This window comes from Streptomyces sp. NPDC006296, assembly GCF_040613235.1.
Taxonomy (GTDB): domain Bacteria; phylum Actinomycetota; class Actinomycetes; order Streptomycetales; family Streptomycetaceae; genus Streptomyces.
In genome coordinates, this window is sequence record NZ_JBEXRT010000004.1 from 58,496 (window position 1) to 79,284 (window position 20,789).

Below are 20,789 nucleotides of genomic sequence, written 5' to 3' on the forward strand. Positions count from 1 at the left end.
CCTGTCACGCACGGGTGTGTCGGGTACCGGAGCGGTCACGCGTCGAAGTCGAGCGTGACTTCGGCGGTGAGCGGCCGGGCGCGGCAGACGAGTGTGTAGCCCGCCGCCAGTTCTTCGGTATCGAGGGCGTATTGGCCGCCGCCGAGGTCCACCTCGCCGGTCAGGATCTTGGCGCGGCACGTGCCGCACACGCCTTCGCGGCAGGCGTACGGCACGTCGGGGTACGCCCGCAGCAGCGCGTCGAGGAGAACGTTCTCGCGCGGCTCCCCGGTGACGACGGTCCGGCGTCCGCCGAAGAGAGCGGTGATCCGGGTGGGCCGGGCGTCGGCCGGCGGCGTCAGGGGAGGCATCCCCTGCGCCGGGTTCTGCCGCGTCCCGGAGGCTGAGGTGAACGTCTCCGAGCGGACCGCAGCCGGATCGGCGCCCTGCGCCAGCAGCGTGTGTCCTACCTCCGTGACCAGCCCTTCCGGACCGCACAGCGCGAACGTCGTGCCAGGGCCGGGACTGGCATCCAGCGCGGCAAGCAGCCGTGGCAGCTTGGCGGTGTCGACGCGCCCGCTGACCAATTCGCTGCCGCGGTCCTCTCGGGTGAGGACGTGCAGCGCGGTGAACCGGTCGACGAACGCGTCCTTCAGCTCGGCGAGCTCGTCCGCCAGTAGGGCTTTCGCAGCCGTGGGGACCGCGTGGATCAGCGAGACCCGGCAGGTGGGGTCTTCGCGCAGCACCGCCGCCGCCATCGTGATCAGCGGGGTGATGCCGGAGCCGCCCGCAATGAGCACGTGGTGCGCGCCGGGCAGGGCCGGCAGAGCGAAGGTGCCGCCTGGCGGGGCGAGTTCGAGGGTGTCGCCGGTGGCCAGGATGGTCGTGGCATACGCGCCGAAGCCGTTGGGGGCGCCCCGCTTGATGACCAGTCGGAAGGCGTCCGGGTCGCCGGGCGGCAGGCACACCGAGTAGCTGCGGCGCAGTTCGCACCCGGCGCGGCGGTGCCGGACGACGACGTGTTCGCCGGGCCGGTGGGCGAAGGTGTCCCGCAGGTCGTCGGGGACGTGCAGGGTGACCGCGACCGCTTCCTCGGTCAGCCGAAGCACGTCGGTGACGGTCAGCCGGTGCCAGCTCGTTCCCCGGGTCCGCACTACCCGGGGGTCGGAAGCCCCGGCGTCCGTGTCCGAAGTGCCGTCCGAGGTGGCGAAGGTGTCCAAGAGGGGCCTCACACTGCGCTCATGTACGGGAACATCTCCCGGCAGGCCGTGCACCGCAGCATCGACTGGCAGCGGGTCGCGCCGAAGGAGCTGTGCGGCCGGGTGGCCCGCGATCCGCAGTGCGGGCAGGGCACGCTGCCCAGTGCGACCAGGACGGGACCGCCTGGCTCGTTGGAGGACACGGGCGGCGCGATGCCGTGCGCCGCCAGCTTCTGCCGCCCGGCCGGGGTGATGCGCTCCGCCGTCCACGGCGGTGAGAGCACCTGCCGTACACGCCCGTCGGTGTGGCCGCAGGCAGTGAGGATCTCTTCGACGGCGGAGGTGATGGAGGGCAGGGCTGGGCAGCCCAGGAACGTCGGGGTGATCTGCACCTCCAGCACTCCGTCCGCGTCCGGCGCCACGGAGTGGACGACGCCGAGGTCGCCGAGGCCGACCATCGGCAGCTCAGGGTCGGGCACGGCCTCGATCCGGAGCCGGACCTCCTCGGTGGAGCAGCGATAGGTGCTCACCACGTGCCTCCCGGGAACTGGCGCCGCACCGACTGCAGTTCGGCGATGAGCAGTCCGAATTCCTCGAGGTGCAGGCCGGTGCGGCCGCCGCGGGCCTGCCAGCGGGGCGTCGGAACGGTGAGTCCGGCGCGAGCGACTACCTCGCCGACCCCCCGCTCCCACAACGGGCTCAACGGGGCCGACGAGGGCACCGCTCCGGCGGCGACGAGGCGGGACACCAGGTCGTCCTCGTCGAAGAGTTCGGCGGTGTAGGGCCACACCCGGTCCAGACCCGCCTGCATGCGCCGGGCGCTCTCCGGGGTGCCGAGGCCGAGGCGCCGCGTCCAGCCGTCGGCGTGCCGCCGATGGAAGGCGAGCTCCGTCGCGGCCCGCGCCCCGAACCCGGCGAGGTCGGGGTCCGGGCTGTCGGCCAGCGCCTCGTAGTACAGGACCGCGTAGTGGGTGTAGACGAGCTGACGGGCGACGGTCACCGCGAAGTCCCCGTTCGGCAGCTCCGTCAGAAGAGCGTTGGTGAACTCGCGATCCGCGCGGGCGAAGGCGTAGTCGTCTTCGGTGCGGTCGGTCCCGTCGAGCCCGCCGACCCGGGTGTACAAGGTCCGGGCGTGGCCGACCAGGTCGAGGGCGATGTTTGACAGCGCCAGGTCCTCCTCGATCGTCGGCGCCCGTGTGATCCACTGGCACAGCCGCTGACCGAGGATGAGCGCGTCGTCGCCGAGGCGCAGCAGATGCGCGGCGAGATCGGGATCCGGGCCGGTGCGGGCGGTCTCCGTGGCCGTGTCACTGGTCGTGGTCACCGTCGGGCCCCTTCTCGTTCGGCCCGGTCAGCGGGGCGTACTGCTCCGGGTATCGGTACGGCTTGTGGCGGGCGTTGCCGAAGTAGGGGTCGTGCTCAGCCGGAGACACCGCGTGCACAGCATCCGAGCGGACCACCCACAGGGACAGCGGGTCGCCCCGGCGGACGTAGAGGTCACGGGCGCGGCCGAGGGCCATGTCCGCGTCGTCCGCGCGGACCGATCCCATGTGCTGGTGCGACAGCCCCCGGCGGAGTCGCAGGAAGACCTCCCAGGACGCGGGCGCGCCCTCCCGCTCCGTGCTCGTACCTACGCGTGTGCTGCTCATGCGGGCTCCTCCGTGAAGCCGTCGGCATCCTCCCGCGCGGCGTACGCGGCCGACGCCTCCCGCACCCACGCGCCGTCCTCGTGCGCTGCGCGCCGATGCGTGATCCGCTGCCGGGCCCAGTGCGTGTCGTCACCGAGCGCGTCGCGGTAGGTCTGCCAGTCCACCGGGGAAAAGTCGTAGTGACCGCGCTCCTCGTTCCAGCGGATCGCCGAGTCCGGCAAGGTCAGCCCGAGCCGCTCGGCCTGCGGAACGACGCTGTCGACGAAGCGCCCGCGCAGTTCGTCGTTCGTGTGACGCTTGATGCCCCAGGCGATGGCTCGGCGGGAGACGGCGGCGCCGAGCGCGGCGGTGCGGGCGTCGGCCCCGCCGACCTCGGTATCCGGTGGGCCGAACATCAGCGCCACGGCCGGCAGCCACCAGCGGTCCACCGCGTCCTGCGCCATTCGCTTCTGCTCCGGCGTCCCCTCGCACAGCGCGCGCATCAGGTCGTATCCCTGCCGTACGTGGAAGGCCTCCTCCTGGCAGACGCGGCGCATTGCGCGAGCGTACGGGCCGTAAGAAGTCCGGCACAGGGGAGCCTGGTTGATGACGGCGGCGCCGTCCGTCAGCCAGGCTATGGCGCCGGTGTCCGCCCAGGTCAGAGCCGGGTGGTTGAAGGTCGCCGCGAAACGCTGCTGACCCCGGTGGAGTGCGTCCAGGAGTTCGGCGCGGTCCGCACCGAGGGTCTCGGCCGAGGAGTACAGGTACAGGCCGTGGCCCGCCTCGTCCTGCACCTTGGCGATCAGCACCGACTTGCGGTGCAGGGACGGAGCCCGGGTCAGCCAGGCACCCTCCGGCTGCATGCCGATGATCTCTGAGTGGGCGTGCTGGGCGATCTGGCGAAGCAGCATCCGACGGTAGCCGTCGGGCATCCAGTCACGCGGCTCGATCGTCTCACCGGCGGCGATGAGGGCGTCGAAGTGCGCGAGCAACTCGTCCTGGGAGACCGGCGGCTCGCCCTGGGAATCAGCGTGCTGCGGTGCGACGGCCTCTGAGGTCTGCGGCGTGCTCATACCGGACCGCCCGCGACACCCCGGGCGTCTGCAGCCTCCGGGCCGCCCGAGACTCCCGTACCGCTTGGCACCTCGCTGCCGGCCCGCGCCGCCGCCCCGGGCCGACAGCCGGCCGGACCCCGTACGCACTGCTTGGGCACTCGCATCACTCCTTTCAGCGTCGACACCGCCCCAGGGGCGGCCAGAGGCCGCCACACGTCACCACGGACCACGAGCGGGGTCGCGTGGCGGAACCTCCGCCATGAGAGAGGACGGGAGGGGGGCCCGCTATCCCCACCCGCACCCAACGGCCACGTGACAAAGATCACGCCCTGACCGAGGGAGTGTGACGCGCCCCGCGCCCCTCTGCTTCAGGTGACACATCAGGCCCGCAGAGCGGCAGGCGTGCCGCAGCGAAAGGGGATCTCATGAGCACCATCAGGGAGTTGCTGGTCGAACTCACCGGTACCGCCGAGTACGCCGACCCCGGCGCCATCGGTGACGAGGCCGATCTCGCCGCGAGCGGGATCGACTCCGGTGACCTGGTGCGTCTCGTCCTGCTCGTCGAGCAGCGGCTCGGGGTCGAGATCAGCGCCGAGGACATGGAGGAGCTGCGTTCGATCGACGACTACGAGCGGTTCGTGGCCGGGCGGTCCGCCGCCGGTGCCACCGGCGGTGTGTGATGTGGCTGACCCAGCTGCTCGAACGCAACCGCCAGTGCTTCCCGGACCGGACCGCGCTGGTCGACGAGAGGCGCAGCGTCACCTGGGCCGAGTTCCACGACCGTACCGCCGAACTCGGTCGAGGTCTGGCGGAGCTGGGGATCGAGCACGGTGACCGGGTCGCCGTGCTTTCCAAGGACCGGATCGAGGTCTTGGAGAGCTACTTCGCGCTCGCCCGGCTCGGCGCACTCTTCGTGCCCCTGAACCACAGCCTGACCGAACCCGAGGTGGCCGGGATCGTCGAGCGGGTCGGCGCGGCCGCCGTCATCGGCGAGTCGGAACTGCTCGACCGGCACACGACGCTCTCGGCATCGGTGCGGTTCCGGCTGGCCCTCGACAAGCCCGAGTTCGAGGCGCTCGGCACGCTCGCGACGGAGCCGGAGCTGCCCGCCGTGGCCGACAGCGACCCGATCGCCGTGCTGCACACCTCGGCCACCACTGGGCAGGCCAAGGGGGTCACCGTCGACTCCGGCTCGTTCCGGGCCATCGCGCTCGGCTGGCTGGTCATGGCCCGCCCCACCGACGACATCGTCATGGTCAACTGCTGCCCGCTGTACCACGGCAGCATGGTCGTCTCCCTGACCTACCTGGCCGCCGGTGCCACGGTGGTGCTGATGCCGGGCTTCACCCCGCAGCGCGCCCTCGCTGCGGTGGAACGGCACAGCGCCACGCACATGTGGCTGGTCCCGCAGATGTTGCGTTTCATGCTCCAGGCGAAGGGTTCGCACAGAACGGGCCTGTCGTCATTGCGGGAAATCCTCTACGGTGCCGCCCCGATGCCCCTCGACGTGTACGCGGAGGCGGTGGAGCGGCTCGGCTGCGGTTTCCGCCAGGTCTACGGCATGACCGAGGTCGGTGGTCCGTTCGTCACCCTCGGCCCCGACGAGCACCCCGCCCCCGGCGATGTCACCGCGCGCATCCCCTGCGGCCGCGTGGTGCCCGGCATGTCCGCCCGCGCGGTGGACGCGGCCGGACGGGAACTGCCACGCGGACAGATCGGCGAGATGGTCGTGCGCGGGCCCGGCCTCATGCAGGGGTACTGGAACGATCCGGCGGCCACCGAGGAGATCTACCTCGACGGCTGGGTCAAGACCGGTGACCTCGGCCTCATGGACGAGGAGGGCCGCATCCACCTCGTGGACCGCAGCAAGGACCTGATCATCCGGGCCGGGCAGAACGTCTATCCCTCGGAGATCGAAAGCGCCCTGATGACCCATCCGGCCGTCCGCGACGCCGCGGTCGTCGGTGTGCCCGACGAGGACTACGGCGAGGTACCGCTGGCATACGTCGTGGTGGAGAGCGGAACCGGTACGCCAGAACTACTGCGCCACACAGCCGGGTTACTCGCGCCCTACAAGCGGCCGCGCCACATCGAGTTCATCGAGCGGGTGCCGCGCAACCCCGCCGGGAAGATCATAAAGAAGCTGCTGCGGGCCTGAGGCCGTGGCCGCGCAACCCCGTCCGGATGCACGTACGCGGCCCCAGCTCATCGCTGAGCTCGACCGGCTGCGGCCCCTGTGCGCGGCGGCCGGTCTCGGTATCGGCGTCGCCCTCAACACGGATCCGCTGGCGGTGGCCGCCGGGCCCGCCGAGGAGGCTGCCGCTGCGGAGATGCCGACGCACCGACGCCGCGAGTTCCTTGCGGGGCGACTGGCCGCCCGGCGTGCCCTGCGCGCGGTGGGGCTCGACTGCGGTCAGATTCCGCGGGCGGGCCGCCTGCCGCTGTTCCCGCCCGGACGGGCGGCGTCGATCTCGCACAGCGCGGGCGTCGCGGTCGCGGTCGCCCGCGCGCCGGGCAGGGACACCCCGCTCGGCTGCGACGTGGAGCTGCGGCCGCTGCCCGAGGGCGCGGCACGGCTGGTACTCCGTGCGGACGAGGAGGCGCTGCTACGGGCCGGCGCATGGTCGGTGACGGCGCTGTTCTCGGCGAAGGAGGCCGCGTGGAAGGCGCTACTCGGCTCCGGCGGGACGGGGGCGAGAGGTCTGCGCGACCTGCGGGCCGAGTCGTGCGGCGATGCTCTGCGCGTCGCGCTTCGCACGGCCCCGAACCGCACCGTGCACGTCCGCGTGATCCCGGTCGGGCCGGGCGTCTTCAGCTGCGTACTGAAGTGATCGCGGCCACCACCCGGCAGTGCCGGGTGGTGGCGGGGCGCGGGTGACGCCCCGGGCGGCGGGTCACCCCACCGGTCACCGCGCCCCGACCAGCACCGCCATGTTCCCCGCCGGATGCCGGTTCTCGTAGATGAGCTGGTGGGCCAGGCCTATCTCGTCGAAGGCGAACGTGCGGGACAGACACGGGTCGACGACGCCCTGGTCGATGAGCCGGGTGATCTCGCGGGCCTCGCGGGCGCTCGCGACATGGGAGCCCTGGAGGCGCTTCTGCCGCATCCACAGGAAGCGCAGGTCCACGTCGCCGTTGTAGCCGGTGGTACCGCCGCAGATGACGACCATGCCCCCGTTCTCGCACATGTACATGGAGGTGGGAACGGTGTCGGCGCCCGAGTGTTCGAGGACGATGCGCGGGGCCCGGCGCTCGCCGAGCACCTCCCAGAAGCGTCGCCCGAACGCGCGCGCCCCCTTCAGCCAACGGCCCATCGCCTCCTCGTCGGAGGTGTCGGGAAGCCGGCCCCAGTGATCGAACTCGCGTCGGTCGATCCAGCCCTTGGCGCCGAGCTTCACGCAGTACTCGCCGCGCTCCCTGCTGGAGACGACCGCGACCGGGATGCCGCCGACATGCTTCACGAGCTGGATGGCGATGCAGCCGAGGCCACCCGCGCCGCCCCAGACGAGAACGGCGTCGCCGGGCCTGACCGTGTGCGGATCCCAGCCGAAGAGCTGGCGGTAGGCGGTCGCGGCGGTGGCCATGTAGCAGGCGGACGCGGCCCAGGACAGCTGCTTGGGCTTGGGGTGCAGCATGTAGTCGTCGACGACCGCGAACTGGGCGAAGGAGCCGTAGTTCTCCTCGTACCCCCACACGCGCTGCGAGGTGGAGACCGCAGGGTCGGCGCCGAGGCGGATGTCCTCGGCGGCCTCGTTCCACCGGCTGGCGAGGACAACGACCTCGTCGCCGAGGCGCACGCTCCGGACATCCTCACCGACGGCCCACACCACGCCTGACAGGTCGGACCCGCCGATGTGGAAGTCCTCGGTGCCACCGGCCTTCTGGCGTGCGGCGATGACATCGAGCGGTTCACCGAGCGCCGCCCATACGTTGTTGTAGTTGACGCCGGCCGCCATCACCTTGACGAGCACCTGCCCTCGGCCGACGGGCGGGACGTCGACGACCTCGGTGCGGAAGGCGTCGATGGGCTGCCCGTAGCGCTCCTGGCGGATGAGGGAGGCATGCATCTGTTTGGGTGCGGTGCCGAGAGGCGGGGCGGCGCCGAGTTCGTACAGGTTCTGGGTCGCGTGCACAGGAGGCCCTTCGTAACGGGTGCGGGTGACGGGGCGGAGTGAAGAAGCAAGAGTTCAGGCGATGCCAGCCGGCCGCAGCGCCTTGGCGACGACCGCGCCGATCCGAGCGATGGGGCCGGGCTCGGTCATCTCGTAGTGGCCGCAGGGCACCCGGTGGTCGTTCAGCGCGCCGTCGACGTGGGAGCGCCAGGCTTCGGCCTTGCCTGGCATGACCGCGAGGTCCCCGGTCCCGTCCGTCTCCTCCTCGGCGCTGAAGAACAGCACGTCCCCCCGGTAGACGCCGGGGGCGAACTGCGGAGCGACGCGCAGGTTGTTGCGCATGACCTCGGCGACGGCGGCAGCCTCGGCGCGGGTGACCGGGGAACTCGCCCGGTCGGCCGTGACCGCCGCGTCGATGAGGTCGAGGACGGCATCGACGTCCGGCAGGTCCGCGCCCGGCTCGACGGGCAGCCCCGCCACCCGCGTCAGGAGGGCAGCCACCTGCCGTTCGGCGGCATCCGGGTCGTGGGCAGTTCCGTGTGGCTGGGGCGCGTCGAGCATCGCGAGCAGCTCCACCCGCTCCCCCTGCTCCTGCAGTGCACAGGCCATCGCATGGACGACAAATCCACCGTAGGACCAGCCGAGCAGCCGGTACGGGCCGTCCGGTTGCACCTCGCGGAGGAGGCCGACGTAGTGGGCGACCATGGCCGCGGCGTCCGGCGCCGGTGGGCGGGTGCCATCGAGCCCGGCGGCCTGGATGCCGTACACGGGCTGCTCGCCGCCCAGGTGGGGCAGCAGCCCCGTGTAGCGCCAGGAGACGCCCGCGCCGGGGTGGACGCAGAACAGCGGCGCGTCGCTTCCCTCCGTGCGCAGCGGCAGGAGTGGACTCAGCGCGGCCGCCCCGGGGCGCGCTGAGTCAGCGCCGGTGCCGGCGGCGGCCGTGAGGACCCCCGTCACCGTGGGTGCGGCAAGCAGAGTCGCAGCGGGCACGTCGAGCACCCCGGCGATGCGGAGCCGGCCGGCGAGGAGGACGGCGCGCATCGAGTCGCCGCCGAGGTCGAAGAAGTTGTCATTGACACCGATCCCGCCGATGCCGAGGGTCTCCTCCCACAACCGGGTCACGGCCTCCTCGCGGTCGGTGCGCGGCGGCACGTACCCGTTCGTCAGGCGGGGGCGCGGCGCCAGACCCGTACTCGCCGCCGCAGCGGAGGTGTCCGTCGCGTCCGGGTCCGTACGGGCGCCAGGGGCGTCGATCCAGTGGCGGCGCCGTTCGAAGGCGTACGGGGGCAGGGGTACGCGCCCGGGGGCTCCCGGGACCGGTGGCAGCGCGCCGTCCACGCCCGCGCTCCACAGGCGGCCGAGCGCCTCGGTGAGGACGAAGCCGTCCGGGGCGTCGGCCTTGGCGTGGCGCATGGTCGTCACCGTGACCGGGGTGTGCTCGGCGAGCTGGGCGGCGGCGAGCTTGGTCAAGGTGTCGCCGGGACCGATCTCCACGAGGACCGGGGCCATGCGCTCCCACAGGGACGCGACGCCGTCGGTGAAGCGGACGGTACGGCGCGTGTGGTCGAGCCAGTGCTCGACCGAGGTGGCCTCCGCGTCGGTGACCCAGGTACCGGTGACGTTGGTGACGTACGGGATGCGCGGCGGGCGCAGGGTGAGGGTGCGCAGGTGGCTCTCGAACGTGCCCAGGACCGGATCCAGGACGTGGGAGTGGGCCGCGGCGGGGATGCGCACCCGCCGGAACGGGATTTCCCTGCGGGTCAGTTCGGCCTCGAAGCGGGCGACCGCGTCGGCCTGCCCGGCGACGGTGCAGGCGGCGGGCCCGTTGACCGCGGCGAGGGACAGTTCGTCGTCGAGGAGCGGCAGCAGTTCTTCGGCCGGCGCCGCGACGCCGACCGTCGCCCCGCCCGCCGAGGCGATGAGCCGGACCCGCTCGGTGACCAGGGGCAGCATGGCGTCGAGGTCCATGGTCCCGGCGAGGCAGGCGGCGGTGTACTCCCCGAGCGAGTGCCCGATGAGCGCGTCCGGACGGACCCCGGCCTCCATGAGAGTGCGGGCGAGCGCGTACTCGGTCGCCACGAGACCCGTGAACAGGGCGGTGCTGTCGGGCTTCGGGTCGTCGAACAGGGTGGTACGCAGGTCGGCGTCGAGGACGGGCCGCAGGATGCGCGCGCACTCGTCGACGATGTCGCGGTAGACGGCGTGGCCGCGGTAGAGCTCCGCGCCCATGCCGGGGTACTGGGTGCCGCCGCCCGGCAGCAGGAAGGCCACCCGGGCGGGTTCACCGGTCCGGGGCGGGGTGGCGGGCGCGGCGGTGCGCAGCGCGGCCAGCGCCTCGTCGCGGGAGGCTGCGGTCACGGTGAGGCGGTGGGGCAGCGCAGGCCGCTCCGTGCGCAGGGAGTGGGCGACGTCGTCCAGGCGCAGGCCGGGACGGCGGTCGAGGTGGCGGGCGAGGGCGTCGGCCTGGCCCCGCAGCGCGCCCGCTGTCCGCGCCGACAGCGGGAGAACCAGACGGCCGCCGTCCTCGGGGGCCCGGGGTGGAGCGGGCGCGGCGGAGGGTGCCTCCTCCAGGATGACGTGCGCGTTGGTGCCGCCGATCCCGAAGGCGCTGACGGCGGCCCGGCGTGGCTGGTCCCCGGCCGCCCAGTCCTCCAGGGCGGTGGGCACCCGGAACGGCCCGGCGGCGAAGTCGATCAGCGGGTTGGCCTCGTCGAAGTGCAGGTTCGGTGGTATCTGCCGGTGCTCCAGAGCCAGTACGGCCTTGATGAACCCGGCGATGCCGGCGGCGGCCCCGAGGTGCCCGATGTTGGTCTTCACCGAGCCCAGGGCGCAGAACCCGGTGTCGTCCGTGCTCTGCCGGAACGCCTCGGTCAGCGCGGACACCTCGATGGGGTCGCCGAGCTTGGTGGCGGTACCGTGCGCCTCGACGAGACCGATGCTGCCCGCGTCGACCATCGCCTGCGCCTGGGCGGCGAGGATCACCTCGGTCTGCCCGGCCGAGCTGGGCGCGCTGAAGCCGACCTTGCGGCGACCGTCGTTGTTGACGGCGCTGCCCCGGATGACGGCCCGGACGGGGTCGCCGTCGGCGAGGGCGTCCTCCAGGCGCTTGAGGACGACCGCCCCCACGCCGTCGCCGGAGGAGGTGCCGGCCGCGTCGGCGGCGAAGGCGCGGCAGTGGCCGTCGGGCGAGAACGGGCCGTCGGGCACGTGCCGGTAGCCGAGCTGCGCCGAGGGGTTGAGGGAGACCGCGGCGGCGAGCGCCGTGTCGCACCGGTAGTCGAGGAGGTCCTGGCAGGCGGTGTGCACGGCGACGAGCGCGGTGGAGCAGGCCGTCTGGAGGGAGACGCTGGGGCCGGTGAGCCCCAGCTCGTAGGAGACGCGGGTGGCGAGGGTGCCGAGGGAGTTCGCGGTGGCCGCGTGCACGAGCGCCACCGATCCGGGCTGCCCGGCGAAGCGCGGGTGGACGTGGCCCGGGTAGTAGCGGCTGTCGCCGCTGCCCGCGTACACGCCGACCGTGCCGGCCGCCTCTCCCGCGGCGGGGCCGAGGCATCCGGCGTTCTCCAGCGCCTGGTAGGCCGTCTCCAGGAGCAGCCGCTGCTGCGGATCGACGACGGCGGCCTCGGCGGGGCTGTAGCCGAAGAACCCGGAGTCGAAGCGGTCGATGCCGTCGACGACCGACGCCATGCGGATCAGGGAGGGGTCGTCGAGATCGGCCGGGTCGCCGCCCGCGGCGAGGAACTCCTCGTCCGTGACTGGCCGTACCGACTCGCGGCCCGCCGCCAGGTTGTCCCAGAAGGCGTCCAGGTCGTCGGCGCCGGGGAAGCGTCCGGCCATGCCGATGACGGCGACGGCGGGCGCCTCCTCGTCGTAGTCGTCCTGTCCCTCCTGCGGGACGGGGGTCTCACGCATGCCCTCGGTCCTTCCCGTGCCGGGCGGCGCGGCGGGCCCGTGCCGCGCGCTGCCGCTCTGCCTTTTCCTTGGCTTTCTCCAGACCGCTCGGCTCGGTCTCCGCGGGTCCGTGCCGCTCCGCCGGCTCCTCCGTCGCCCTGCCGGTGGCCGTGTCCGTCCCGGCCTCCGTCAGGGTCGACAGATGCCGGGCGAGGTCGCGGACGGTGGGGTGGGCGAACAGGTCGACGACCGTGAGTTCGCAGCCGAACTCCTTGGTGATGGCGCTCTGAGCGGCGACCAGGAGCAGGGAGTTGCCGCCGAGGTCGAAGAAGTTCTCGTCCCGGCCGACCCGGTCGCAGCCGAGAACGCCGCTCCAGAGCCGGGCCAGCTCGCTCTCCAGGCGTCGCAGCCGCTCCCCTCTGTCCGGGCCGGCCTGCTGGGCGGCGCTGCCCGCCGAACGCAGCACCCAGGCGTCGCCGAGTCCGGCGGCCCGTGCGGCGTCGGCCGCCGCGTCGTACAGGGCTCCCAGATCGGTGCCCTCCTCCAGGGCGACCCGCGCGGCAGGGCGGCGCACCTGCCGTGCCTCGCCTGCGACATGGCTGCGTACCCAGGGGGCGCTGCGGTCTGCGCCGATGAGCAGATGCGGCTCGTCCAGGGTGCGGGCCAGGTCGAAGGAGCGCAGCGCGGCGGTGGTGTCGAGAACCCGGTAGCCGCGGGCCTCCCCGAGCGCGGCGAGACCGTAGCCGCGGCTCATCCCGCGCTCGTTCCACAGGCTCCACGCCAGGCTCTGCGCGGGCAGACCCTGGGCGCGGCGGTGCAGGGCGAGGGCGTCGAGGAAGGCGTTGGCGGCGGCGTACGAGGCGTTCATGGCGCCGCCGAACCAACCGTTGACGGAGGAGAAGGTGGTGAAGGAGGTCACTGGGTGGTCGGCGGCGACGTGGTGCAGTGTCCACGCGCCGGACACCTTCGCCTTGAGCGCCCGCTGCCAGGAGGCGAGGTCGAGGTCCCGTACGGGCCGCTCGTCGCGGACTCCGGCGAGGTGCAGCACCGAGGTGAGGGGCACGCCCCACGCCTCGGCTGCAGCGTCCACGGCGGCCCGCACCTGGGCGTCGTCGGTGATGTCGGCGCACGCGTAGCGGACCTCGCCAAGGGCGCGCAGGCGGCGCAGCGCCTCGATGCGGTCGGCCACGGGCCCGCCCTGGGCCAGATGCCGCGGCCAGCTGTCCTCGGCGGGCAGCGCAGTGCGGCCCAGCAACAGCAGGCGGGTGCCGGGCGTCTTCACCAGATGCGCCGCGACCTCGCTGCCGACGCCGCCGAGACCCCCGCTGACGAGATGGAACCCATCGGTGTCTTCGGGCAGTTCGGCGCGCGGCGGCTCGTCGGGCAGCGGGGCCAGGCGGCGTACGTACCGCTGTCCGCCGCGCCATGCGACCTCTGCGTCGGGCGCTGTCGCGGCTGTCTCCGCAAGCAGGACGGCTACGGGGTCCGGGGTGGCGGCCGGGTCGAGGTCGAGGTGCACGCCGCGCAGCCAGGTGAACTCCTCTCCCAGCGACTTCAGGAGGGCGCCGGCCATGGCGTGCGCAGGGGCGGCGTCGTCCCCGGGCGCGACGGCCTGGGCTCCCGCCGTCACGTAGATCAAGCTGATGGGGCGCTGCTGTCCGGTCCGAGCGGCGAGGACGCGGGCGAGCGTGAGGAGGGAGTCGGGGCCGGTGAGCGCCGACGCCGTGCGGTTCAGGTGGAGGACGCTGTCGACCGGTCGCCCGTCGGCGTGCAACTGCCGCAGCAGCGCCGTGTGATCGCTGTCGTCCGTGGTCCTGATCCGGTAGCGCGCCGCGTCGATCCGCTCGTAAACCGCCCCTCCGGTGACCACGGTGCACAGTCCGCCGTCCGCCCGCACTGCCTCGGCGATCTGCTGCGCGAGGCCGAATGCGGGCGGGTCGACGTCCGCCAGGACGAGGGTGTGCCGTCCGGCCGCGCTCGTGCGGGGGCGGTGCTGCTCGGCCCGCTGCCACACCGGGCGCAGGAACCAGTCGGGCAGCGTGGCAGCGGCGCCCATCAGCAGCTGGGCCGCGCGGACCGCCTCGTCGAAGTCGCCCGCCTCGAAGCTCTTGCGCAGCTTGGTGCGCTGGATCTTGCCGATCTCGGTCTTCGGGATCGCGTTCTGGGCGACCGGGACGAGGAAGGCGGGGCTGACGCCGATCTCACGGGTCACCTTGCCCGCGATGCGACGCATCGCGGCGGCCGGGTCCTGGTCCGGGGCGAGATGGAAGAAGAGCGCGAGTTCGTCGGTGGTGGCCGAGGGGTCGGAGCGCACCGCGACGGCCGCGATGAAGCTGCGTACGACACACGGCAGTTCCTCGACGCACGCCTCGATCTCATGGCTGTAGTGGTTGACGCCGTTGACGATGATGACGTCCTTGGCGCGGCCGGTGATGTACAGCTCGCCGTCGCGCAGGAACGCCAGGTCTCCGGTGTCGAACCAGCCGTCGTCGGTGAACGCTTCGGCGTTGGCCGCCGCGTTGTCGTGATAACCGCTGGTCACGGAGGCGCCACGGACCTGGAACCGGCCGACGGCTCCCTCGTCGAGCAGGGTGCCGTCCTCACCGACGACGCGCATGGCGAACCCGGGGTAGGGGCGGCCGCAGCTGACGAACGCGTCGGAGCCGTCCGGTTCGGCCGACAGCACGGCGTCCGTGACGACCGAGCAGGTCTCGGACATGCCCCAGCCGGGGTGCATCACGTCCTGCGGCAGCCCGAAGGGTTTCAGCGTGTACAGGAAGCGGCGCGCGGCGGACGCCACGACGACCTCACCGGCGTTCATGACCAGCCGCATCGGCGACAGGTCCCAGCTACGGTCGAGGAAGTGGGCGGCCCGGTCGGCGAGGAGGCCGAAAGCGAAGTTGGGCGCCCAGGTGACGGTGGCCCCGTGCCGGTCGGCGAGGTCCATCCAGCGCGTCGGATCCTCCAGGATCCAGGAGGTCGGCGCGTGGATCTGGCGGCAGCCGAGGTAGACGTCGCGCAGGTGGAACATGACCACTCCGGTGACGTGGTCGAGCGGGATCCAGTTGAGCGTGGTGTCGTGCTCGCCGAGCCCGTTGAGCTGCGCGGTCGCGGCCGAGCGGGTGAGTACGGCGTGGTGGCTCTGGCGGACGGCCTTGGGCAGGCCCGTGCTGCCCGAGGTCATCAGCATCAGCAGGAGGTCGTCCGAGCGGGCCTCGTACCAGTCGCGGTCCTCCGGCGCCTCGCACAGGGCGTCGGCCGTCGTCAGCCGCAGACCGGGCCAGTCGCGCCGAGCCGCGAGGTCGCGCAGGTCCGCCTCCCGGTCCGGGGAGCACACGATCCAGGGCCGGCCGAGCATCTTCCAGATGCCCTCCAGCTTGGTCAGCGCCGCCGAGGGGACGACGTACGAGGTGGGCACGGTCAGGGGTACGGCAACGAAGCCGCCGAGGATGCAGCCCCACAGCGCGGCGAGGAAGTCCTCGCTCGCGTCGCACTGCAGGATTACCCGGTCACCGGGACGCAACCCGGACCGCCGCAGTCCGCCGAGGACACGGGACGCCTCCGTGATCAGCGACGCGTAGTCGCGCCGGTGCTCGCTGCCGTCGGCGTGGACGTGCACCACCTCGCCGTCCGGGCGCTCCGCGGCGCGGACCAGGGCCTGCGCCCAGCCGGACACCGACGGCCCGGCAAGTTCGGGGCCTTCGCTCAACGCCGGGACCGGGGATGCGCAGGACGCATTCCTGACCGGCGTTTCCGTCGCCTCCGCGGGGCCGGTGCGGCGCGGGGTGCCGACGTGGCGGCGGCCCAGATCCCCGGGGATGTCCTCCACCGTGACGTCGGCCGCGGTGACGCCGGGGAGAGAGGCGAGGCGCTCGCGCCAGGCCTCGGCGGCCGTGCGGTCGACGAGAGGCAGGGCGTGCAGGGCGTCGGCGTCGACGGCACCGTCGGGGGTGCGGGGCAGGACGACGACCGCCACGACGCGGACCGCGGTCTTCCCCGCGCCGCTCGTGAATAGCTCGCCGCTCAGGAGTTGCTCGACGCGCTCGGCCGCTTCCGCCCGGCCCGGCACGACGTACAGGCGCAGGGGTCCGCCGTCGTTCCCGGGTGCGGGCAGAGCGAGCGCGTCGCGGATGCCGGGGACGGACAGGGCCGTGCGCTCCGCCTTGAGCGCGTCGGCCAGGGCGTCGGCGTCCGTCGCGGGGTTCGCGGTGCGCGGCGGGAACGCCGGCAGCGCGTGGACACGGATGTCCGGGTCGGCGCACGCGGCCGCGAGCACCTCGTGCAGCGCGTGCGCGAACGCCTCGGCCGTCGCGGCGTCGTACAGGTCGGTCGCGTACTCGACGTGCAGGTCGAGACCGTCGGGCGCGCCCTCGTCGTCGTAGCGTTCGAGGACGTCGACGAAGAGGTCGAATTTGGCGGTGCCGGTGGCGGTGGGCCGCAGCGGAAGGTCCTGCCCGTCGAGGCGCAGGACGGCCCGCTCATTGTTCTGCAGGGCCAGCATGACCTGGAAGAGCGGGTGCCGGGCCGGGTGGCGCGGCGGGTTCAGCTCCTCCACCAGCCGATCGAAGGGAAGGTCCTGGTGGTCGAGGGCGCGCAGGTCGCGCGCGCGCACCTGGGCGACGAGGTCGCGGAACGCGGGGTCCCCGGCAGTGTCGGCGCGCAGGACCAGCGTGTTGGTCAGCAGGCCGATCACCTCGTCCAGGGCGGGTTCGGAGCGGCCGGCGACCGGCGTGCCGACGACGATGTCCTCGCCCGCGCCGCACCGGTCGAGCAGGGCGCTGACCGCCGCGTGCAGGACCATGAACAGGCTGGCGTTCTGCCGGTCCGCGAGCCGCAGCAGACCCTCGTGCAGTGCGGCGTCCACCACCGCTGTGACGTGGGCGCCGCCGCCGCGCGGGGAGGCCGGGCGCGGCCGGTCGCCGGGCAGGGTGCACTCCTGCGGCAGGCCCGCGAGCGTCTCACGCCAGTGCGCCGTCAGCCGCTCCAGGCGCCCGGGTCCCTCCGGCCCGGGGGCGAGGAGGGCCCGCTGCCACACGGCGTGGTCCGCGTACTGCACCGGCAACGCGTCCCAGACGGGCGCCCGGCCCGCGCGGCGCGCCTCGTACGCGATGCTCAGATCGTCGGCGAAGGGGCGGAGGGACCAGCCGTCGGCGGCGCTGTGGTGCAGGACGAGCAGCAGGGTGCGCTCGGGTCCGGCGCCGAACAAGGCTGCCGTGAGCGGGCCTTCATGGGTCAGGTCGAAGCGGTGCCGCGCGGCGGCGATGACCTGAGTGCCGACCTCCTCGGTCGGGCAGTCCACGCACCTCAGAACGGGCCGGAGCTCCCCCGGCGGCAGAATGCGCTGGTGGGACGCCCCGTCGTGCTCGGCGAACAGGGTACGCAGGACCTCGTGCCGGTCGGTGACGTCACCGAGAGCCGCCCGCAGCGCCTCCGCGTCGACGGGCACCCGCAGCGGCACGACGAGCGGGATGTTGTACGTGGCGGCACCGTCGTCGAGCCGGATCAGGAACCACATGCGTTCCTGCGCGAAGGAGAGCGGCAGGCGCTCCGGCCGGACGACTTCCCCGAGCGCGGGCAACGAACGGACCGATTCGCCCTGCGCGGTGAGCCACTCGGCGAGCACGGCCGGCGTCGGCCCGTCGAACACCGCGGTGATGGGCACCTCGATCCTCGTCTCCGCGCGCAGCCGGGCCAGGAGCCGGGTCGCGGAGAGGGAGTCACCGCCCAGGTCGAAGAAGTTGGCGTCCACACCGACCGTGCCGGGGGGCAGCCGCAGAACGTCTTCGAACAGCCGGCAGAGCAGGGACTGGTCGGGGGTGGTGGGACGGGTACCGGCCGAGGCCGCGGTCGCGGCGAAGTCCGGTGCGGGCAGAGCCCTGACGTCGAGCTTGCCGTTGGCGGTCAGGGGCAGAGCCTCTACCAGGACGCAGGCGGCCGGAACCATGTACTCGGGAAGGTGGACGGCTGTGTGGGAGCGGAGGTCGGCGGGGTGGGGTGCCGCGTCCCCGGCCGGGACCGCGTAGGCGACGAGTTGCTGCGCGCCGTTGTCGGCGCGGCGGACGACGACGGCGGCCCGCGCGACCTGCGGATGCTGGGCGAGAACCGCCTCGATCTCGCCCAGCTCGATACGGAAACCGCGCAATTGCACCTGCGCGTCAGCCCGCCTGAGGTATTCGAGGGTGCCGTCAGCACGCCGCCGCGCCAGGTCGCCGGAGCGGTACATGCGAGTGCCGGGCTCCCCGAAGGGGTCGCCGATGAAGCGTTCATCGGTGAGGTCGGGACGGTTCAGATATCCGGCGGCCACTCCGGGCCCTGCCACGTACATCTCGCCAGTGGCCCCCGTCGGCACCGGTCGCCCCGCCTCGTCCAGGAGATACACCCGAACGTCCGCGAGAGGCGTGCCGACGACACTGCCCCTGCGGGGGTCGTCCACGTCTGCGCGGGTGAGGCGGTGGTGCGTGACGTGCACGGTGGTCTCGGTGATGCCGTACATGTTGACCAGCGCCGGACGGTCGATGCCGTACCGGTCGGCCCACGGGCGCAGTCGCTCGGGCCGCAGCGTCTCCCCGCCGAGGACGACATAGCGCAACGATCCACTTTCGGCACGCAACTCCACGTCAGCGTCGATAAGTTGGGCGAATGCGGACGGCGTCTGGTTGAGGACGGTGACGCCCTCTCCGCGCAACAGCCCCAGAAAGTCCCGAGGCGAACGGCTGACGGCATAGGGCACCACGACCAGGCGGCCGCCGTGCAGCAGGGCCCCCCATATTTCCCACACGGAGAAGTCGAAGGCGTAGGAGTGGAAGAGCGTCCAGACGTCGTCCGCGCCGAAGTCGAAGCACTCCCCGGCGGCGGTGAAAAGGCGGACGACGTTCGCATGCGGGACCGGTACGCCTTTGGGGCGTCCGGTGGAACCAGAGGTATGGATGATGTAGGCAATGTCGGAGGAGCGGCGTGGGCCACCTCGCTCGGCGTCGGCCAGGACGTTCGCGGGTCGCCGGGCGAGGTCCCGCTGCACCTTCGGATCGCGGAGGCACACCGCGGGAACACCTGCGGCGAACGGCATGTCCGTGCGGTCGGCATCGGTGACGAGCAGAACCGGCCGCGCGTCCTCGACAACCAGCCGCAGCCGCTCCGCCGGGTGGCCGGTGTCCAGCGGCAGGTAGGCCGCGCCGGTCTTCAGCACAGCGAGCAGTGCGGGCAGCAGCCCGAGGCCCCGTCGCATCGCAAGGGCCACCACCCGGCCGGGTCCAGCTCCCCGTTCGACGAGCAGACGGGCCAGTTGGTTGGCCTCGGCGTCCAGCTCGGCGTAGGTGACACTGTCGCCGTCGCAGGTTACGGCCGTCCGCCGCGGCGCTTCGGCAGTGCGCTGTTCGAACAGCTCGGAGAGGGTGTCGGTGACGGGAGAGGTGTCAACGGACGAATCGTGCGGGTGTTCCCCTGGCAACAGCAGATCGAGATCCCGCAGGACCGAGGTCGGCTCAGCAGCGACCAGCCGACGCAGGAGCAACAGGAATCGATCACGGTGGAGGGCGAGTTCGTCCTCCTCGTACAGCCCGGGGTTGGCGTCGAAGGCCAGCCACAGTCCACCGGACTCCGTCCCGGGCCGGACGGAGAGCTGCAGGTCGTGGACGGCGCCGCCGGACAGATGGTGCCAGGTGGCGGAGTGCCCGCCGAAGTCCAGAGACTCGGTGAACGGGACGATGTTGAGGACCGGCCCGTACATCCGGCGGCCTGTGCCGAGCAGGCCGAGGTCGCGAAGCAGGAACTCGCCCCGGTAACGCTGGTGGTCGCGCAGCGCCTTCAGTTCGTCGGCGACGGTGCGTGCCAGTTCCTGAACGGAAGCGTCGGGGGCGGCGGATACCCGCAGCGGTAGGACGTCGGAGGCAGTGCCCGGGGTACGCAATGCGGCGCTGCCCAGGCGGCTCATGGTGGCCAGGCCCAGGACCAAGTCCTCGGCGCCCGTCATCCGGTGCAGGAACGCAAGGACGGCGGTGGCGAGGAGGTCGGTGCGCGAGACCCCGAGGCGGGCGGCGGCCGCGGCCAGTTCTTCTGTCTCGGCGGGTGACAGCTCTGCGGTGCGGCGCAGGAACGGGGCGACCGGCGCGGCGGTGCGTCGGGTGAGCCGGGCCGGCTCGGACAGCCCGTCCAGCCGCTCGGCCCAATGCGCGCGGTCGCGCTCGTAGCGGTCGGATTCGAGGTAGGCGGCCTCGTCGGCCCGAAGCCGGTCGACGGAGGCGAAGACGGTCGGGGCGGGCTGCTCGCCGGAGGCCAACGCGTTGTAAGTGTCGGCGAGCCGTCGCCCGACGAGCTTGTAGCTGTAACCGTCGAGCAGAATGTGATGGGCCCGCAGGAACCAGATATGCCGGTCGGCCGCGAGGGTCAGCAGGGCGTGCGAGAACAACGGCCCCTTGTCGATGTCCACCGGGGCCGCAAGGTCTGCCCGGATCCATTCCCAGGCGGCGTCCTCGGGATCGTCCGTGCCGCAGAGGTCGATACGATGCAATGACCAGTCGCCGGGTCCCTGTTCCTCCTGCCGGCATCGGGGTCCGTCCTCCGTGTCGAGAAAGCGCAGGGCGAATGTGTCGGCTTCGCCCACGGTGCGTCGCAGCGCGTTCTCGAAAAGGTCGAAATCGACAGGCCCAAAGATTTCCACGGCTTCGCCGGTGTTATAGGCAGCACTGTCCGGGGAGAGCCGCTGCGCGTACCAAAGCCCTTCCTGGGCTCCGGTGATCGGCCGGGCTCCGTCGAGCGGCCGGGCCGCGATCAACGGCTGGTACTGGGGCAACGATCGACGATCATCCTCGTGCAGTGACATGGCGCATCCCTCACGCGGCAAGCCGTGATCACACGGTTCGGGCAACATCCGGCCCGATCGGACGGGAATCGCCGGTCCGACCGGCACGTCGGACGCGCGGAGGAGGGAGG

Annotated in this window: 11 protein-coding genes; 3 read left to right on the plus strand and 8 right to left on the minus strand. The window is 72.6% G+C overall.

The genetic code is table 11. The annotated features are described in order from the left end of the window. Positions 1-35 precede the first annotated feature (35 nt). The 5 genes from ABZ172_RS03980 to paaA are packed head-to-tail and all read right to left on the minus strand — an operon-like array spanning position 36 to position 3,879. Positions 36-1,211, minus strand: a complete 1,176-nt coding sequence (locus ABZ172_RS03980; protein WP_356879923.1) for a 2Fe-2S iron-sulfur cluster-binding protein — start codon at positions 1,209-1,211, stop codon at positions 36-38. Then, a complete protein-coding gene (gene paaD / locus ABZ172_RS03985; RefSeq protein WP_356879925.1) occupies positions 1,208-1,708 on the minus strand; it encodes a 1,2-phenylacetyl-CoA epoxidase subunit PaaD in 501 nt (166 codons plus the stop codon). The genes ABZ172_RS03980 and paaD overlap by 4 nt, the downstream gene beginning before the upstream one ends. Continuing rightward, on the minus strand, positions 1,705-2,502 hold the full coding sequence (paaC, locus tag ABZ172_RS03990; protein WP_356879927.1) for a 1,2-phenylacetyl-CoA epoxidase subunit PaaC: 798 nt from the start codon (positions 2,500-2,502) through the stop codon (positions 1,705-1,707). Before paaC ends, paaD begins: the two co-directional genes overlap by 4 nt. Beyond that, entirely contained in the window at positions 2,486-2,827 is a 342-nt protein-coding gene (gene paaB / locus ABZ172_RS03995; RefSeq protein WP_356879929.1) for a 1,2-phenylacetyl-CoA epoxidase subunit PaaB, read from the minus strand. Before paaB ends, paaC begins: the two co-directional genes overlap by 17 nt. Next, positions 2,824-3,879 (minus strand): 1,2-phenylacetyl-CoA epoxidase subunit PaaA, encoded by a 1,056-nt coding sequence (gene paaA, locus ABZ172_RS04000; protein WP_356879931.1) that lies wholly within the window; start codon positions 3,877-3,879, stop codon positions 2,824-2,826. The genes paaB and paaA overlap by 4 nt, the downstream gene beginning before the upstream one ends. A gap of 407 nt (positions 3,880-4,286) precedes the next feature. Between paaA and ABZ172_RS04005 the strand changes: the two genes are divergently transcribed. Genes ABZ172_RS04005 through ABZ172_RS04015 form a run of 3 tightly spaced genes read left to right on the plus strand, consistent with a single transcriptional unit; the run spans position 4,287 to position 6,692 of the window. Further along, on the plus strand, positions 4,287-4,541 hold the full coding sequence (locus tag ABZ172_RS04005; RefSeq protein WP_356879933.1) for an acyl carrier protein: 255 nt from the start codon (positions 4,287-4,289) through the stop codon (positions 4,539-4,541). Beyond that, complete coding sequence (locus tag ABZ172_RS04010) at positions 4,541-6,019, plus strand: AMP-binding protein (RefSeq protein WP_356879935.1); 1,479 nt, start codon at positions 4,541-4,543, stop codon at positions 6,017-6,019. The genes ABZ172_RS04005 and ABZ172_RS04010 overlap by 1 nt, the downstream gene beginning before the upstream one ends. 4 nt (positions 6,020-6,023) lie before the next feature. Then, on the plus strand, positions 6,024-6,692 hold the full coding sequence (locus ABZ172_RS04015) for a 4'-phosphopantetheinyl transferase superfamily protein (RefSeq protein ID WP_356879937.1): 669 nt from the start codon (positions 6,024-6,026) through the stop codon (positions 6,690-6,692). 75 nt (positions 6,693-6,767) lie between these two features. Here ABZ172_RS04015 and ccrA read toward each other — a convergent pair whose 3' ends face one another. Genes ccrA through ABZ172_RS04030 form a run of 3 tightly spaced genes read right to left on the minus strand, consistent with a single transcriptional unit; the run spans position 6,768 to position 20,679 of the window. Further along, positions 6,768-7,994 (minus strand): crotonyl-CoA carboxylase/reductase, encoded by a 1,227-nt coding sequence (gene ccrA / locus ABZ172_RS04020; protein WP_356879939.1) that lies wholly within the window; start codon positions 7,992-7,994, stop codon positions 6,768-6,770. 54 nt (positions 7,995-8,048) lie between these two features. Then, positions 8,049-11,882 (minus strand): alpha/beta fold hydrolase, encoded by a 3,834-nt coding sequence (locus ABZ172_RS04025; RefSeq protein ID WP_356879941.1) that lies wholly within the window; start codon positions 11,880-11,882, stop codon positions 8,049-8,051. Further along, the gene (locus ABZ172_RS04030) at positions 11,875-20,679 is read right to left on the minus strand and encodes an amino acid adenylation domain-containing protein (protein WP_356879943.1); all 8,805 of its coding nucleotides are present in this window, start codon (positions 20,677-20,679) and stop codon (positions 11,875-11,877) included. The genes ABZ172_RS04025 and ABZ172_RS04030 overlap by 8 nt, the downstream gene beginning before the upstream one ends. Positions 20,680-20,789 lie beyond the last annotated feature (110 nt).

Bases quoted from the DNA above. Each gene is read 5' to 3' on its own strand.
- ABZ172_RS04010 (WP_356879935.1), top strand. From the start codon at position 4,541: ATGTGGCTGACCCAGCTGCTCGAACGCAACCGCCAGTGCTTCCCGGAC.
- ABZ172_RS04025 (WP_356879941.1), bottom strand. From the start codon at position 11,882: ATGCGTGAGACCCCCGTCCCGCAGGAGGGACAGGACGACTACGACGAG.
- ABZ172_RS04030 (WP_356879943.1), bottom strand. From the start codon at position 20,679: ATGTCACTGCACGAGGATGATCGTCGATCGTTGCCCCAGTACCAGCCG.
- paaA (WP_356879931.1), bottom strand. From the start codon at position 3,879: ATGAGCACGCCGCAGACCTCAGAGGCCGTCGCACCGCAGCACGCTGAT.
- ABZ172_RS04005 (WP_356879933.1), top strand. From the start codon at position 4,287: ATGAGCACCATCAGGGAGTTGCTGGTCGAACTCACCGGTACCGCCGAG.
- paaB (WP_356879929.1), bottom strand. From the start codon at position 2,827: ATGAGCAGCACACGCGTAGGTACGAGCACGGAGCGGGAGGGCGCGCCC.